Consider the following 14746-nt stretch of genomic DNA (forward strand, 5'->3'; position numbering starts at 1 on the left):
GCTCACACCCCGGGTCGTCCGTAGGACCGGCGGTTCGGCTGCTGCGGCTGAGGGTCGCGGTAGTGGACGCGGTACTGGCGGCAGCGGGAGTCGATCCACATGTTGTGTCCGCGTGTGGTGGTGGGTCAGGTCGACCAGCCGCACGGTGTGGGGCTCTGCGCGATGCGCAGTCGCCCCCGTCACGCCCCCCGATCTGCCCCGCTGGGGGGCGCCCGCGGAGGGGACTGCCCCCCAACGGAGACCCGGGGAGACGTAAAAGCCCTGGTCAGTTCCCTGACCAGGGCCTCTCCGTGCTGGGGTGAGTGACGGGGCTCGAACCCGCGACACCCAGGATCACAACCTGGTGCTCTACCGACTGAGCTACACCCACCATGTCCGTCCCCCGCGCGTGAGCCGGAGGGGAACCGGCGCAACGATACCGGAGCCGCCGCCGTCCCCGACGAGGCCGGGGGAGCGGCGCGCCTCAGTCTCCGGCGGAGGCCGGCTCGACCTCGCCGGAGAGGAGCGCCGCGAAGCCGCCGACGACCTCCTCGGCCGCCTTCTTCGCCTGCTGGGTGCTGGGCCCGGGCGCCTCGACGAACACTGTGCGCCGGTAGTAGGCCAGCTCGCGGACCGATTCGATGATGTCGGCCAGCGCGCGGTGCGCCAGCCCCTTGGCCGGCTGCCCGAAGTAGACCCGGGGGAACCAGCGGCGGGCGAGCTCCTTGACCGAGGAGACGTCGATCATCCGGTAGTGCAGGTGGTCGTCGAGCTCGGGCATGTCCCGGGCGAGGAAGCCGCGGTCGGTGCCGATGGAGTTGCCGCACAGCGGAGCGGTCCGGCGCTCGGGCACCCACCGCTTCACGTAGGCGAGGATCTGCTGCTCGGCCTCGGCCACGGTCAGCGTGGCGGCGCGCACCTCCTCGGTCAGCCCCGACTTGGCGTGCATCTCCCGCACGACCTCGTCCATCGCGTCGAGGTCGGCGTCGTCGGCGCCGATGATGAGGTCCAGACCCGGGTCCAGGACGGTCAGCTCGGAGTCGGTGATGAGCACCGCGACCTCGATGAGCTTGTCCTTGACGAGGTCCAGTCCGGTCATCTCGCAGTCGATCCAGACCAGGTGCCCTGTGCTGTCAGCCACGGCGACCGACAGTACGCACCACCACCGACGGCGTCCCGCGGACGCCCGGGCGTGCCACGTTCCCGCCGCGGGTGAATCGCGGCATGCCCGGCGCGGGTGCCCGGGACCGCCCCGGCAGGTGACGTAGCGTCGGGCCGATCGCCGGGGGTCGATCGACCGCCGGCTGCGCCCGGCACTGCCGGACCACCCACCCCATCGCCCGGAGGACGACCGTGCTGCCCCTCACCCCGCTGCCGCCGCAGACGGACGGGGAGCGTGCCTTCTTCTCCGAACTGGTGCGCTGGGACACCGGGAACGCCCTCCGGGGAGCGGTGGTGGCCTCCATCCCGTTCGCCGACGGGCCGCTGCAGCGCCGGCTGTCCGACGCGATCCTCTTCGTGCCCGAGGGCATCGCGGTGGTCCGGGTGGCCGAGGTGGTGCGCCAGTCCGGCGTCGTCACCGCGTCACCCGAGGGCCCGTGGGGGATCGGTCCCGCCGGCACGGGGGGAGCGGTCCTGCAGCTGGCCGGAGGCGGCTCGACGCCGCTCGACGGCCTCATGCGCGCCGGCATGGAGACCGCCGTGCGGCTCCGTCGCGCCGGCCTGGAGCCCGGCCGCATCGCCCGGCTCACCGTGCTGGTCGGCGGTATCGACGGTCTCCTGCCCGCCGACGGCGACCTCGGCGAGGGCGACCAGGTGGCCCTGCTGGAGACCCGCTCGCTGCTGCTCGGGATCGCCCGGGCGAGCCGGTACACCGGCGTCGACAACCCGCGGCTGTGGACGACGGCCGACGTACGGGCCGCCCTCGAGGCACTGGGCCTGCAGGGCCGCGGGCCCTCGGTCGAGGAGCTCAACGGCGAGGGCTTCCCGTACTCGCCCTACGTGCTGCGCCGTCCGCAGCTGCTGACGCCGGCGGCGATGGCCGCGTCGCCCGCCGCCGCCGCGCCGGGCGCCCCGCCGCCGGCCCCGGCCGAGCATCAGGCACCTCCGCCGGCGTCCGCGCCGCAGGAGTCCCCGGCCCAGCCTGCCGCGCCCACCCGGGCGTCGATCGACCAGGCGGTGGCTGCCTCGGTCGCCGCCGCGCACGCCGCGGCAGCCGCCCAGTCCCCGGCGCGCGCGCCGGTCGGGAACGCCGCGGCCGCCGGCGGCCCGACGAACCCGGTCGCCTTCGTGCCGGCGTCCCCGTCCCCGTCCCCGTCCGTGACCGCCGCTGCGGCGGCGCCGGCCGGGGACACCGTGGCCATCGACGGGCCGTCCGTCGCCGACGCCGCCGACGCCGCCGACGCCGCTCCGGCGACCACGCAGGACACCGTGGCCGTGGACGCACCCGCCGAGCCGCCGTCGGGCGACGCAGGCATCGGCGGACTCTTCGCCCGTGGCGAGCCCGAGGTCGCGGACTCCCCGCCGCGCACCGCCGTGCTGCCCGCGCAGCAGCCGTCGGCTGCCGCCACACCACCCGTCCCGCCGGTCGCGGAGCCGGACCAGCAGCACTTCTGGGACCGCCCCGCCGACCACGACGACCCCGAACGGCCCGGTCGCACCCGCCGGATACTGCTGGTCCTGGCCGCCGTCCTGGTCCTGGCGCTGGTCGGCGTGGGGCTGGCGCTGGGGCTGGCCGACCGGGACGGCGGTGGCGACACGGCCGCACCCGCCCAGCCCACCGGGGACGCCGGCCCGACGGGCCCCGCGGTGGGCAACGTGCAGCAGGTCGCGGGGGTGGCGTACACGCTCCGGGCCGCCGAGGTGGACGACACCTGCGTCGGCAACGCCTACGGCGACACGGCGGCCTTCTTCCAGGCGTCGGACTGCACGGGCCTGGCCCGGGCGCTCTACTCGGCGCAGGTCGGCGGGCGCGACGTCGTCGTCTCGGTCTCCCGCGTGCGGATGCCCGACACCGTGGCCGCGCGCGAGCTGCGGGGCCTGACCGACACCACCGGGACCGGCAACGTCAGCGATCTGCTGAGCGAGGGTGTCAGGTACCCCGGCGGACCGGAGGAGCTGACCGACGCCGAGTACGCCAGCGCGGTCTCCGGATCGACGGTCACCATCGTCGAGAGCGACTGGGTGGATCCGTCCGCCGCCGGCACCGCCGCCGAGGTGGACCAGGTCGCCACCAGCGGGCTGTCCCTGACCACACCTGCCTTCGACTAGGCGCCCTCCGGAGGCTCGCTGCGAGCGTGCGAGCGGTGAGAGGGAGGGGATCCTTCAGCAGACGGTGGCGGCGGCCTCGGCCATGCCGGTGAGCAGCGCGGCCATCGCGGGCCGGTCGAGCTGGCCGGCGCTGTGCGGGGTGGAGTTGATCAGCCCGAAGACGGCGTGGGCCCGGGCCCGGCAGGCGGCGGGGTCGGACGTGGGGTGCAGCCGCGCCAGCACCGCGACCCACACCTCCACGTAGCGGCGCTGCAGCCGGCGCACCTGGGCGGCGTCGGCGTCGGCCAGCGACCCGAGGTCGCGGTCGTGCACGGTGATCAGGGCGGGGTTCTCCAGCGCGAACTCGACCTGGAAGTCGATCAGCGCCCGCAGCTGGGCCACGGGATCGGCCCCGGCGGCGGTCACCCGCTCGCTCCCGCCGGCCAGCAGGCGCTCGCTGATCCGCAGCAGCATCTCGGCGAGCATCGCGTCCTTGCCGGCGAAGTGGCGGTAGATCGCCGGACCGGTCACGCCGACGGCCGCACCCACGTCGTCGACGCCGACCGCACGGGAGCCGCGCTCGGCGAACAGCTGGGCCGCCGCCTGCAGGATCTGCTCCCGCCGCGAGGGCCGGTCGACGTCGGCGTGCAGAGCGGTGTCCCGCTCCGTACCGGTCATCGTCACGCCGGGATCGTACCGGCCGGTGAACCGCCGTTCACCGACGCGCGGCGCGCTCTGGCCCTCCGTAGTGAACCGCGGTTAACCTGCAGCCGTGGACGCCCCGGTGCTGACCCGACCGACCGCGACCGATCCCGACGCCGCCGCCCGCAACGCGGCGGCGCACGCGGCGCTGGCCGCGGACCTGGCCGAACAGCTGCGCACCGTCGCACTCGGCGGCGGCGAGCGCGCCCGCGAGCGCCATGTGTCGCGCGGCAAGCTGCTGCCCCGCGAGCGGGTGGATGCGCTGCTGGACCCGGGGAGCCCGTTCCTCGAGCTGTCGGCGCTGGCCGCGCACGGCCTCTACGACGGCGACGCCCCGGCCGCCGGGATCATCACCGGCATCGGCCGCGTCGCCGGGCGTGAGTGCGTCGTCGTCGCCAACGACGCCACGGTCAAGGGCGGCACGTATTACCCGATGACGGTGAAGAAGCACCTGCGCGCGCAGGAGGTGGCGCTGCACAACCGGCTGCCCTGCATCTACCTGGTCGACTCCGGCGGTGCGTTCCTGCCGATGCAGGACGACGTCTTCCCCGACCGCGAGCACTTCGGCCGGATCTTCTACAACCAGGCCACCCTCTCCGAGGCCGGCATCGCCCAGATCGCCGCCGTCCTCGGCTCCTGCACCGCCGGTGGCGCGTACGTCCCGGCCATGAGCGACGAAGCGGTGATCGTCCGCGACCAGGGCACGATCTTCCTGGGTGGCCCCCCACTGGTGAAGGCCGCGACCGGTGAGGTCGTGACCGCGGAGGACCTCGGTGGGGGAGACCTGCACAGCCGGGTCAGCGGGGTCACCGACCATTTGGCCGACGACGACGCGCACGCCCTGCAGATCGTCCGGCAGATCGTCGGCACCCTGGGCCCGCGGGAGCCCCGCCCCTGGGACGTCGACCCGGTCGAGGAGCCGCTGTACCCGCCGGAGTCGGTGGTCGAGGTGGTGCCGCCGGACCCCCGGACGCCCTACGACGTCCGCGACGTGATCGCCCGGCTGGTCGACGGCAGCCGGTTCGCCGAGTTCAAGCCGCTCTACGGCCCGACGCTGGTCACCGGCTTCGCCCGGCTGCACGGTCATCCGGTCGGGATCATCGCGAACAACGGCGTGCTGTTCAGCGAGTCCGCGCTCAAGGGCGCGCACTTCATCGAGCTCTGCGACCGCCGGAAGATCCCGCTGCTGTTCCTGCAGAACATCTCCGGTTTCATGGTCGGCCGCGACTACGAGGCCGGGGGCATCGCCAAGCACGGCGCCAAGATGGTCACCGCCGTCGCCTGCGCCCGGGTGCCGAAGCTGACCGTCGTCATCGGCGGGTCGTTCGGGGCGGGCAACTACTCGATGTGCGGGCGGGCGTACTCGCCCCGGTTCCTCTTCACCTGGCCCAACGCCCGCATTTCGGTGATGGGCGGGGAGCAGGCGGCCTCGGTGCTGGCGACCGTCCGCCGGGACGGGATCGAGGCCCGCGGCGAGGAGTGGCCGGCCGAGGAGGAGGAGGCGTTCAAGGCGCCGATCCGGGAGCAGTACGAACAGCAGGGGCACCCCTACTACGCCACAGCGCGGCTCTGGGACGACGGCGTCATCGACCCCGCCGACACCCGCACCGTGCTGGGCCTGGCGCTCTCGGCCTGTGCCAACGCACCCCTCGAGGAGGTCGGCTATGGCGTCTTCCGCATGTGACCTCACCGCGCTCGCGCTTTTCCGCGGAGAAGCGCTGCGCTTTTCCGCGGAAAAGCAGGACGGGGCGGTGGCGTAGGTGTTCGACACCGTCCTCGTGGCCAACCGGGGCGAGATCGCCGTCCGGGTCATCCGCACCCTGCGCGAGATGGGCATCCGGTCGGTCGCCGTGCACAGCGACGCCGACGCCGACGCGCTGCACACCAGGCTGGCCGACGTCGCCGTGCCCATCGGGCCCGCGCCCGCCGCGCAGAGCTACCTGTCGATCGAGCGGGTGCTCGACGCCGCCGTCCGCACCGGCGCCCAGGCGATCCACCCCGGCTACGGGTTCCTGTCCGAGAACGTCGACTTCGCCAAGGCCTGTGCGGCGGCGGGGATCGTCTTCGTCGGGCCGCCGGTGGACGCGATCGAGGCGATGGCCGACAAGATCCGCGCCAAGCAGACCGTGATGGCCGCGGGCGTCCCCGTCGTTCCCGGGCGGACCGAGCCGGGCATGACCGACGCGCAGGTCGCCGACGCCGCCGTCGCCGTCGGCTTCCCGGCGCTGCTCAAGCCGAGCGCCGGAGGCGGCGGCAAGGGCATGCGGGTGGTGCGCTCGGCCGACGAGCTGCCCGAGGCGATCGCCGCCGCCCGCCGCGAGGCGCGCGGCTCGTTCGGCGACGACACCCTGCTGGTCGAGCGGTACGTCGGCAACTCACGGCACATCGAGGTGCAGGTGCTCGGCGACACCCACGGCACCGTGATCCACCTCGGCGAGCGCGAGTGCTCGCTGCAGCGCCGGCACCAGAAGGTGATCGAGGAGGCGCCGTCGCCGCTGCTGGACACCGCGATGCGGGCGTCGATGGGCCGGGCGGCGGTCGAGGCCGCCCGGGCGGTCGGCTACACCGGGGCCGGCACCGTCGAGTTCATCGTGGACGCGGATCGTCCACGGGACTTCTTCTTCCTCGAGATGAACACCCGCCTGCAGGTGGAGCACCCGGTCACCGAGGCGATCACCGGCCTGGACCTGGTGGAGCAGCAGATCCGGATCGCCGCCGGTGAGCCGCTGCCGGTCGAGCAGAGCGACGTCTCCCTGGACGGGCACGCCATCGAGGCCCGGCTCTACGCCGAGGACCCTGCCCGCGGCTTCCTGCCCTCGGCCGGCACCGTGCTCGGGCTGGTGGAGGCCGACGGCCCGGGGATCCGGGTGGACAGCTCGCTGGCCGTGGGCACCGTCGTCGGCACCGACTACGACCCGATGCTGGCCAAGGTGATCGCCTGGGCGCCCACCCGGGAGACCGCCCGCGCCCGCCTGGTCGCGGCGCTGGGGCGCACCGCCGTCCTCGGCGTGACGACGAACGCCGGCTTCCTGCAGCAGCTGCTGAGCGATCCGGACGTCGTCGCCGGGCGGCTGGACACCGGCCTGATCGAGCGGCGGGGCGAGGCGCTCACGCTGCCCGGCCCCCCGCCGGCGGAGGTCCATGCCGCGGCGGCACTGGCGCTGCTCGTCGAGTCCGAACCCGCCGGTGCGGTCGTCGACCGGTGGGACGTGCCCGACGGCTGGCGGCTGGGCGAGCCGGCCTGGACCGTGCGCCGGCTGCAGGCCGCCGGCGGGGAGCCGGTGACGGTGCGGGTGCGGGGTCGCTCGGGCGACGCGCAGGTCGCGGTGGGCGACGGCGATCCGGTGCGGGCCTCGGCGGTCCGGGACGGCGATCGGCTGCGGGTCACCCTGGACGGGCTGACGTCGTCCTGGGTGGTGGTGCACCGCGACGGCACGGTGTGGCTGGCGGCCGGGGGGCGGGTGGCCGCCCTGCGCGAGCAGGAGCGGCTGGCGTCGGCGGCGGCCGGATCCGGCGGGGGCGGCGCGGTCACCTCTCCGATGCCCGGGACGGTGACCGTGGTGCAGGCGTCCGTCGGCGACGAGGTGGCGGCGGGGACCCCGCTGCTGGTCGTCGAGGCGATGAAGATGGAGCACGTGCTCACCGCCCCCATCGCGGGCACGGTGACCGAGCTCGGAGTGGCAGCCGGCCAGACGGTCGCGCTGGACGAGCGGGTGGCGCTGGTGACCCCGGCCGCCGCCGGTGACGAGCAGGAGGACTGAATGCTGGACTACCGGCTCAGCGACGAGACCGAGGCGCTGCGGACGACGGTGCGCGAGTTCGCGCGCGAGGTCATCGCCCCGCAGATCGGCGAGTTCTACGAGCGCGACGAGTTCCCCACCCACATCGTGCGGCAGATGGGCGAGCTCGGGCTGTTCGGCCTGCCCTTCCCCGAGGAGTACGGCGGCTCGGGCGGCACGTACTTCGACCTGTGCGTGGCGCTCGAGGAGCTGGCCCGGGTCGACTCCTCGATGGCGATCACCGTCGAGGCCGGCGTCTCCCTGGGGGCCATGCCGATCTTCCGGTTCGGCACGCCAGCGCAGAAGCGCGAGTGGCTGCCCCGGCTGTGTGCCGGGGAGGCGCTCGGCGCCTTCGGGCTCACCGAGGCCGGCGGCGGCTCGGACGCGGGCTCCACCCGCACCACCGCCCGGCTCGAGGACGGCTCCTGGGTCATCAACGGGTCCAAGGCGTTCATCACCAACTCCGGCACCGACCTCACCGAGCTGGTCACCGTCACCGCGGTCACCGGCACGCGCCCGGACGGCGGCAAGGAGATCTCCGCGATCATCGTGCCGTCGGGGACGCCGGGCTTCGCGGTCGGCAAGCGGTACTCGAAGGTCGGCTGGAACGCCTCGGACACCCGGGAGCTCTCCTTCGACGACGTCCGCGTGCCGGCCGAGAACCTGGTGGGGGAGCGGGGCCGCGGCTACGCGCAGTTCCTCTCGATCCTCGACGAGGGCCGGATCGCGATCTCGGCGCTCTCGGTGGGTCTGGCGCAGGGCTGCGTCGACGAGTCGGTGAAGTACGCCGGTGAGCGCGAGGCGTTCGGTCAGCCGATCGGGAAGAACCAGGCGATCCAGTTCATGATCGCCGACATGGAGGTACGGGCCTCCACCGCGCGGCTGGCCTACTACCGGGCGGCGGAGAAGATGCTGCGCGGCGAGCCGTTCAAGCGTGAGGCGTCGATCGCCAAGCTCTACAGCTCCGAGGTCGCCATGGACAACGCCCGCTACGCCACGCAGGTGCACGGCGGGTACGGCTTCATGAACGAGTTCCCGGTGGGCCGGTTCTACCGTGACGCCAAGATCCTGGAGATCGGCGAGGGCACCAGCGAGGTGCAGCGGATGCTCATCGCCCGCGACCTCGGCCTCGGCTGAAGAAGGAGCCCCTGCCCCCCGCCACTCGCACGCTCGCGGCGGGTCCCTGCAGGGGGCCTCAGTCGGCCTGGGGCGCGCGCTGGGGGACCGCGACGCTGAGCAGTACGACGCTGTCCTCGTCGGCGTGCAGGCCGTGCCGGCGATCCGGGATGGGCGCGACCTGGTGGCGGCCGAGCTCCGTCGTCTCCTCGCCGGCGACCAGCCGGACCTGCCCCTGGAGCACCTGGAGCGAGGCCGCCCCCGGGCTCTCGTGCTCGCTGAGCTCGGCCCCGGCCCGGAGTGCGATCACCGTCTGGCGCAGCCCGTCCACCGGGTGCGGGAGCGTGTGCCCCGCCCGGCCGGCGTGCTCGGTCCGCGCCCGGTCCAGCAGCTCGCCGGAGAGGGTGGACAGGTCGACGGGGGAGCGGCTCATGCCGCGACCCTAGGCCGCCCACAGGCTTGCCGGCTGGGCAGGGAGCACGCCGCCGGTCAGACCGCCGGGTGGTCGCCGAGGATCTCGGTGCCGTGCTCGGCGGCGAGCTCGACCAGACGGTCGGGATCGGCCATCAGCCGCTCCTCGCCTGCTTCCGCGACGGCCAGGAAGAACTGCTCCATCCCGGAGGGGGACACCAGCGTGAGCATCCGCACCGGCTCGTCGGAGAGCCGGCGCAGGGCGTGCGGACGTCCGCGGGGCACCAGGAGGAACGCGCCGGGGCCGGCCTCGGCCTCACCACCGTCGAGCCACAGGGCCGCGCGCCCGGCCAGCACGTAGAACGCCTCGTCCGCGGTGGTGTGGCTGTGCAGGGGTGTGGTGGCCCCCCAGAACTCCTCCTCGACCAGCCAGTACGCCCCGCGGGTGGCGGCGCTGTCGGCCTTGGTCGTGTACGTCGATCCCAGCGCCGTCAGCTTCGTCCCGTCTCCCGGTCCGAGCAGGATCATCGGGCACCTCCGTGCGTGTCGGTGTCGGACCCACGGTCCCGGCGGGGAGCGCGCGGGTCAACGTGCACCGGCACGGCGGCTCCCGAGTCGCCGTGTCGACCCGTCGACCACCTCAGCCGGTGACGTCGATCAGCACCTTGCCGACGGCGCCGTCCTGCACGGCCTGGTGGGCGGCGGCGGTCTCGGCCAGCCGAAAGACGTGCAGCGGGAGCCCGGCCTCCTCGCCGACCCGGATCGCGCCGTCGGCGACGGCGGTGGCGACGTCCTCGATGCCGAGCACCTTGGCCCGCTCCGGCTCGGTGTAGACGAGCACGAACTGCCAGCGCGCATTCGGCCCCATCTGGGCCCGGACGGGCACCGTGACCTCCGCACCGCCGTCGTCGGCGTACATGGCGACGGCACCGTGCATCCCGATCACCTGGGCGTCGACGGCCGCGTTCGTCGCCGCCGACACCTCCACGACCGCGTCCACCCCCTTCGGCGCGACCTTCCGGACCTCGGCGACGACGTCCTGCTCGCGGTAGTCCACGACGTGGTCGGCACCGGCGGCCGCGGCCAGCTGGGCCTTGCGTGGGCTGCTGACGGTGGCGATCACCGTCGCGTCGGCCCAGCGGGCCAGCTGGATGGCCGCGTTGCCGACCGCGCCCGCGCCGCCCTGGACCAGCACGGTGTGGCCGGTGAGCGCGCCGGCGACCAGCCGGTCGGGCAGCGACTCGGCGACGGTCAGGCAGCGGTGGGCGGTGAGGAACGGGATGCCGAGGGCGGCGCCGAGCTCGAAGGACGGCTCGGCCCCGAGCAGGACGACGTGCCGGGCCGGGACGACGGTGTCCTCGGCGGCGGTGCCCCAGCGGCGCTGCCAGGCGGCCTCCCAGATCCACACCCGCTCGCCGATCAGCACCGGGTCGACACCCCGGCCGACGGCCTCGACCGTGCCCGAGCCGTCCTGGTTCGGCACCTGGCCGTCCGCGCCGGGCTGCGCCGCGTTGCGGGACTTCCAGTCGGTCGGGTTCACGCCCGAGTACGCGACGCGCACCCGGACCTCACCCGGGCCGGGGTCGGGCACGGGGACGTCGAGGAGTTCGAGGACGTCGGGACCGCCGGCACGGCGGTAGGAGATCAGGCGCACGAGAGCCGCCCTACCCGGAGCGGTGCGCGGGAAGCCTCGGTCGACGTCAGGGGCCGGGATGGTCGCCGAGGATGCGGGTGCCGTGCTCCTCGGCGAGGGCGACCAGCCGGGCGGGGTCCTCCAGCAACGCCTCCTCGCCCTGCTCGACGACTGCCCGGAAGACGTGCTCCATCCCGGCGGGCGTGGCCAGGGTGAACATCCGCACAGGCTCCTGGGAGAGGCGTCGCAGGGCATGCGGCCGGCCACGTCGCACCAGCAGGAAGGTCCCCGGTCCGGCGTCCACCTCCTCACCGTCGAGCCAGGCGGCCGCGCGGCCGGAGACGACGACGAACGCCTCGTCCGCCGTGGTGTGGGCGTGCTGGGGCGTGGTCTCGCCCCAGAACTCCTCCTCGGCAAGCCAGTAGGCGTTGTCCGTCGCGTTCCCGGCCGCCTTGGTCGTGTACGTGGAGCCGAGCGCGGTCAGCCGGGAACCCTGCCCCGGTCCGAGGAGCGTCATGGTCGGTCACCTCCGGCGCCGCCGACGGTCCCGCGACCTCGCGGTGCCGGTCAAGGGATGCCGGCGCGCACCCCGGAGGCGAGGTCCGGCCTGACACGCCGCGGCGGGGTCAGGGGGTCGGCGTAGCGGCCGGAACCTCCGGGGCGGCGGCCGGGAGCAACCGCTCCGACTGCGCGCGGTGCCAGTGGAGGGCGAACAACCCGCCCGCGAGGAGCAGCGTCAGCCCCGCGGTGACCGTGCTGACGATCTCGCTCCGCCGCAGCGAGTCCTTCGCGGCGTTCTGCTCCGCGGAGAGGAACTCCTCGTCGACGCCGCCGATGACGCTCGGGTCCTCGTAGGCGGTCCAGCCGTAGCCCATGACGTCCTCGGGGTAGGCGATCCCGATCGCGCTGCGCACGAGCTGGACGACGGCGACGAGGCTGACCACCAGCATGATCAGGCAGACCAGGTAGAGGTACAGGTTGCGGGGGGTCATTCGATCCTGGACGGCCACGGAGGCTCCTCTTCCGGGCGCGGCGCAGCTGCCGCGCGGTCGGGCGCATCCTGCCGGACCAGCGGCTCTGACCAGCACGCTTTGCCCCGCGGAACCCGTTGGGCGTGTCGTCACCGAGCGTGGCTGCTGACCTGGCGAGCCGTCGGCGTCTGCACCGTTCCCATCGCCGGGTGATCTGGGTAGCCTCCGGTCCGGCCACCCGGGCTGCCGAGGAGCGACCACCCGGGCCTACCGAGGAGATCCGTGAGCGTCGAGTTCATGATCACGACGCTGGTCGTCGTCGCCACTCCGGGGACGGGTGTCCTCTACACCGTGGCGGCCGGGCTGGCGCGCGGCGCCCGGGCGAGCCTGATCGCCGCCATCGGCTGCACGCTCGGCACGCTGCCGCACGTGCTCGCCGCCATCACGGGCCTGGCCGCGCTGCTGCACACCAGCGCGGTCGCCTTCCAGATCGTGAAGTACGCCGGCGTGGCCTACCTGCTCTGGATGGCCTGGAACACGATCCGGGACACCGGCGCGCTCGCGGTCGAGGGGGAAACCAGCGCCCGCTCCGCGCGGCAGGTCATCGTCTCCGGGGTGCTGGTCAACATCCTGAACCCGAAGCTGACGATCTTCTTCCTGGCCTTCCTGCCGCAGTTCGTGGCCCCGGGCTCGGCGAACGTCCTGGCCAGCATGCTGTGGCTCAGCGCAGCCTTCATGGGCGTGACGTTCGTGGTGTTCGTCGGCTACGGCCTGTTCGCCGCCGCCGTCCGCGACCACGTCATCTCCCGGCCCCGCGTCATCACCTGGGTCCGCCGCGTCTTCGGCGGGGCCTTCGTGGCCCTGGGCGCCCGGCTGGCCTTCGCCGAACGCTGACCTCAGCCGGCGTAGCCGTCTGCCTCGATCGGCCACTGCACCGGGGGCAGGCCGGCCAGCGCGGCCAGCCGGTCGACGGTGAGCTCGACCGACTCGTCGGTGGGCGGAACCCCGGTCGGAGAGGCCAGCAACGGGCGCACATCGGCCGGGTCGAGGTCCGTGCCGGTCGCCTCCTTCGTCCACGCGGCGAACCCCTCGGCCTCCGCGTCGACGTCGACCGGATCCGACGCGTCGACCTCGGCGAAGTAGAACCTCGGCTCGTAGCGCAGGAAGAAGCGGCCGCCGCTGGCGTCCGCGCGGCGGTGGTCGACGGTGGCGAACCCGCTGTCGTGCACGTCGACCAGCAGGAACGGCACCGCCGTCGGGCCGCCCCGGCTCCACCGCCCGTCGCTGTACGCGAACTGCCCGAAGAGACCCACGCGCCGAGGCTAGCGACGGGCTGTGCGGCTGCGGCCGTGCCCTTCTCCAGCCGGATGATCCGCTCCAGGAGCACCACGGTCAGCACGACCGCGGCCAGACGGGTCAGCCACCACCACCGGGACGAGAGCCGCAGCGGAAACGCCAGGAACAGGTCCATCGGCACCGGGCAGACGAGCCTCCACCGGAGCAGTCGAGCCGTTCGTCCGCGGTCCGTGCATCACCGGTGGCGATCGGGTAGTGCGAGGGCCGGACGACATGCGCGACGACACGAGGAGACGACGATGAGCACCAAGGTCGAAGAGTCCATCCAGGTCGATGTCCCGGTGAGCACGGCTTACAACCAGTGGACGCAGTTCGAGGACTTCCCGCACTTCATGGGCGGGGTCAAGGAGGTCCAGCAGCGCGGCGACCTGCGCCTGCACTGGGTGGCCGAGATCGCAGGTGTCCGGAGAGAATGGGACGCCGCGATCCTCGAGCAGGTTCCTGACGAGAAGATCAGCTGGGCCGCCACGGGAGGCGCGACCAACGCCGGCGCCGTGCGCTTCGAACCCGCCGGTCCCTCTTCCACGATCGTGCATCTCAGCCTCGAATACGAGCCCGAGGGTCTGGTGGAGCACGCCGGTGACAAGCTGGGCATCGTGAGCAGGCAGGCGAAGTCGGACCTGCAGAAGTTCAAGATTCTCATCGAGGACGCGGGCCACGCGAGCGGCGCTTGGCGAGGTTCGAAGGAGCACTCCCTGGGTTTCGGCACGCCGGGCGTGGAGGACGCGTCCTTGTCCCGAGGGGACAGCGGCAAGGCCGGGATGTCGGGGAAGGCCGTCGCCGCCGGAGCGGCCGCAGTTGCCGGAGCCGTGGCTGCCGGCGCCGCCGTGGCCGGGTCGAATGGCGGGTCGGAGAGCGTGCAGGGGGAAGAGGTGTCCCCGCCGGCACCGCCGACCACGCAGCCAGTGGCCGTCGTCGAGCAGCCACCGGTGGAGGTGACCCGGGTGGACGTGCTGGTCGAGGAGACCGATGCCCGGGGGGCCACCGCCGGCGAGGGCGTGGAATCGACCGCGCGCCGCGAGGGCGTGGAGCCGACCGGGCGCCGCGAGGGCCAGGACCGCTAGCCGACCGCGGGCGGCGGTCAGACCTCCCGGAGCGACCCCGGCGGCAGGTTGACCACGATGGCCTCCTGGCTGCTTCGTGCGATGACGACGACGGCCTCCTCGTCGCCCGGGTTCTCCTCCCGGTGCGGGGTGAACGGCGGAACGAAGACGTGGTCGCCGGGCTCCGGGGTCAGCCGCACCTCCTCGCCGTCGCGGGCGAAGACGAACACCGGGCGCCCGGAGACGACGTAGATGGCGGTCTCGGAGTCGCCGTGGTGGTGATTGCCGGACGTCGCTCCGGGGCCGACCGTCGTCCGCCCCATCCAGAGCCGTTCCGACCCCACGGTGCGCGCCGAGATCGCCTCGCTGCGGCTCATCCCGGGCGTCTGGCCGGTGTCGGTCGACATCTCGGCCGCGCGGACGTGCCGCAGCGGCGCGTGCCACTGGTCGCTGCCGTCGGCGGCGTGGTCGTGTGCCATGGGCGGACGCTAGCGCTGGTCTCCCACG

15 protein-coding genes and 1 tRNA gene are annotated in these 14746 nt (G+C 73.8%); 6 read left to right on the plus strand and 10 right to left on the minus strand.

Translation table 11 applies throughout. From position 1 onward, the window contains the following. Window positions 1-294 precede the first annotated feature (294 nt). Window positions 295-370, minus strand: a tRNA-His gene (locus RM425_RS11140). Window positions 371-463: 93 nt separating this feature from the next. Continuing rightward, on the minus strand, window positions 464-1120 hold the full coding sequence (gene orn, locus RM425_RS11145; RefSeq protein ID WP_311345269.1) for an oligoribonuclease: 657 nt from the start codon (window positions 1118-1120) through the stop codon (window positions 464-466). Between the two features lie 212 nt (window positions 1121-1332). Between orn and RM425_RS11150 the strand changes: the two genes are divergently transcribed. Next, the gene (locus RM425_RS11150; protein WP_311345270.1) at window positions 1333-3249 is read left to right on the plus strand and encodes a hypothetical protein; all 1917 of its coding nucleotides are present in this window, start codon (window positions 1333-1335) and stop codon (window positions 3247-3249) included. A gap of 54 nt (window positions 3250-3303) precedes the next feature. On the opposite strand, the gene RM425_RS11155 is transcribed toward RM425_RS11150, so the two are convergent. Beyond that, window positions 3304-3906, minus strand: coding sequence for an SACE_7040 family transcriptional regulator (locus RM425_RS11155; protein WP_311345334.1), 603 nt, complete (start codon window positions 3904-3906; stop codon window positions 3304-3306). Between the two features lie 94 nt (window positions 3907-4000). Here RM425_RS11155 and RM425_RS11160 point away from each other — a divergent pair, with 94 nt between their 5' ends. From RM425_RS11160 to RM425_RS11170, 3 genes are all read left to right on the plus strand, one after another. Continuing rightward, window positions 4001-5614: a carboxyl transferase domain-containing protein gene (locus RM425_RS11160; protein ID WP_311345271.1), complete on the plus strand. Its 1614-nt coding sequence runs from the start codon at window positions 4001-4003 to the stop codon at window positions 5612-5614. A 76-nt stretch (window positions 5615-5690) separates the two neighbouring features. Then, window positions 5691-7691 (plus strand): ATP-binding protein, encoded by a 2001-nt coding sequence (locus RM425_RS11165; protein WP_311345272.1) that lies wholly within the window; start codon window positions 5691-5693, stop codon window positions 7689-7691. After that, window positions 7692-8846, plus strand: coding sequence for an acyl-CoA dehydrogenase family protein (locus tag RM425_RS11170; RefSeq protein ID WP_311345273.1), 1155 nt, complete (start codon window positions 7692-7694; stop codon window positions 8844-8846). A gap of 58 nt (window positions 8847-8904) precedes the next feature. On the opposite strand, the gene RM425_RS11175 is transcribed toward RM425_RS11170, so the two are convergent. The 5 genes from RM425_RS11175 to RM425_RS11195 form a co-directional block, all read right to left on the minus strand. Next, window positions 8905-9258, minus strand: coding sequence for a cupin domain-containing protein (locus RM425_RS11175; RefSeq protein WP_311345274.1), 354 nt, complete (start codon window positions 9256-9258; stop codon window positions 8905-8907). 56 nt (window positions 9259-9314) lie between these two features. After that, window positions 9315-9764 carry a cupin domain-containing protein gene (locus RM425_RS11180; RefSeq protein ID WP_311345275.1) on the minus strand — a complete coding sequence of 150 codons (450 nt, stop codon included), beginning with the start codon at window positions 9762-9764 and terminating at the stop codon, window positions 9315-9317. A gap of 112 nt (window positions 9765-9876) precedes the next feature. After that, window positions 9877-10890, minus strand: coding sequence for an NADPH:quinone reductase (locus tag RM425_RS11185; protein WP_311345276.1), 1014 nt, complete (start codon window positions 10888-10890; stop codon window positions 9877-9879). Between the two features lie 46 nt (window positions 10891-10936). Next, complete coding sequence (locus tag RM425_RS11190) at window positions 10937-11386, minus strand: cupin domain-containing protein (protein WP_311345277.1); 450 nt, start codon at window positions 11384-11386, stop codon at window positions 10937-10939. A gap of 109 nt (window positions 11387-11495) precedes the next feature. Then, on the minus strand, window positions 11496-11879 hold the full coding sequence (locus RM425_RS11195; protein WP_311345278.1) for a hypothetical protein: 384 nt from the start codon (window positions 11877-11879) through the stop codon (window positions 11496-11498). Between the two features lie 243 nt (window positions 11880-12122). Here RM425_RS11195 and RM425_RS11200 point away from each other — a divergent pair, with 243 nt between their 5' ends. Further along, window positions 12123-12734: a LysE family translocator gene (locus RM425_RS11200; protein ID WP_311345279.1), complete on the plus strand. Its 612-nt coding sequence runs from the start codon at window positions 12123-12125 to the stop codon at window positions 12732-12734. A 2-nt stretch (window positions 12735-12736) separates the two neighbouring features. Here the strand turns inward: RM425_RS11200 and RM425_RS11205 are convergent, their stop codons facing one another. Beyond that, a complete protein-coding gene (locus tag RM425_RS11205) occupies window positions 12737-13153 on the minus strand; it encodes a hypothetical protein (RefSeq protein WP_311345280.1) in 417 nt (138 codons plus the stop codon). 282 nt (window positions 13154-13435) lie between these two features. Between RM425_RS11205 and RM425_RS11210 the strand changes: the two genes are divergently transcribed. Further along, entirely contained in the window at window positions 13436-14260 is an 825-nt protein-coding gene (locus RM425_RS11210; protein ID WP_311345281.1) for an SRPBCC family protein, read from the plus strand. Window positions 14261-14277: 17 nt separating this feature from the next. On the opposite strand, the gene RM425_RS11215 is transcribed toward RM425_RS11210, so the two are convergent. After that, on the minus strand, window positions 14278-14718 hold the full coding sequence (locus tag RM425_RS11215; RefSeq protein ID WP_311345282.1) for a cupin domain-containing protein: 441 nt from the start codon (window positions 14716-14718) through the stop codon (window positions 14278-14280). Window positions 14719-14746 lie beyond the last annotated feature (28 nt).

Source organism: Blastococcus goldschmidtiae (genome assembly GCF_031845325.1).
Taxonomy (GTDB): Bacteria; Actinomycetota; Actinomycetes; order Mycobacteriales; family Geodermatophilaceae; genus Blastococcus; species Blastococcus goldschmidtiae.

Coding starts and splice junctions, on each gene's coding strand:
- RM425_RS11155 (WP_311345334.1), bottom strand. CDS start 3,906: ATGACCGGTACGGAGCGGGACACCGCTCTGCACGCCGACGTCGACCGG.
- RM425_RS11170 (WP_311345273.1), top strand. CDS start 7,692: ATGCTGGACTACCGGCTCAGCGACGAGACCGAGGCGCTGCGGACGACG.
- RM425_RS11175 (WP_311345274.1), bottom strand. CDS start 9,258: ATGAGCCGCTCCCCCGTCGACCTGTCCACCCTCTCCGGCGAGCTGCTG.
- RM425_RS11180 (WP_311345275.1), bottom strand. CDS start 9,764: ATGATCCTGCTCGGACCGGGAGACGGGACGAAGCTGACGGCGCTGGGA.
- RM425_RS11190 (WP_311345277.1), bottom strand. CDS start 11,386: ATGACGCTCCTCGGACCGGGGCAGGGTTCCCGGCTGACCGCGCTCGGC.
- RM425_RS11210 (WP_311345281.1), top strand. CDS start 13,436: ATGAGCACCAAGGTCGAAGAGTCCATCCAGGTCGATGTCCCGGTGAGC.
- RM425_RS11215 (WP_311345282.1), bottom strand. CDS start 14,718: ATGGCACACGACCACGCCGCCGACGGCAGCGACCAGTGGCACGCGCCG.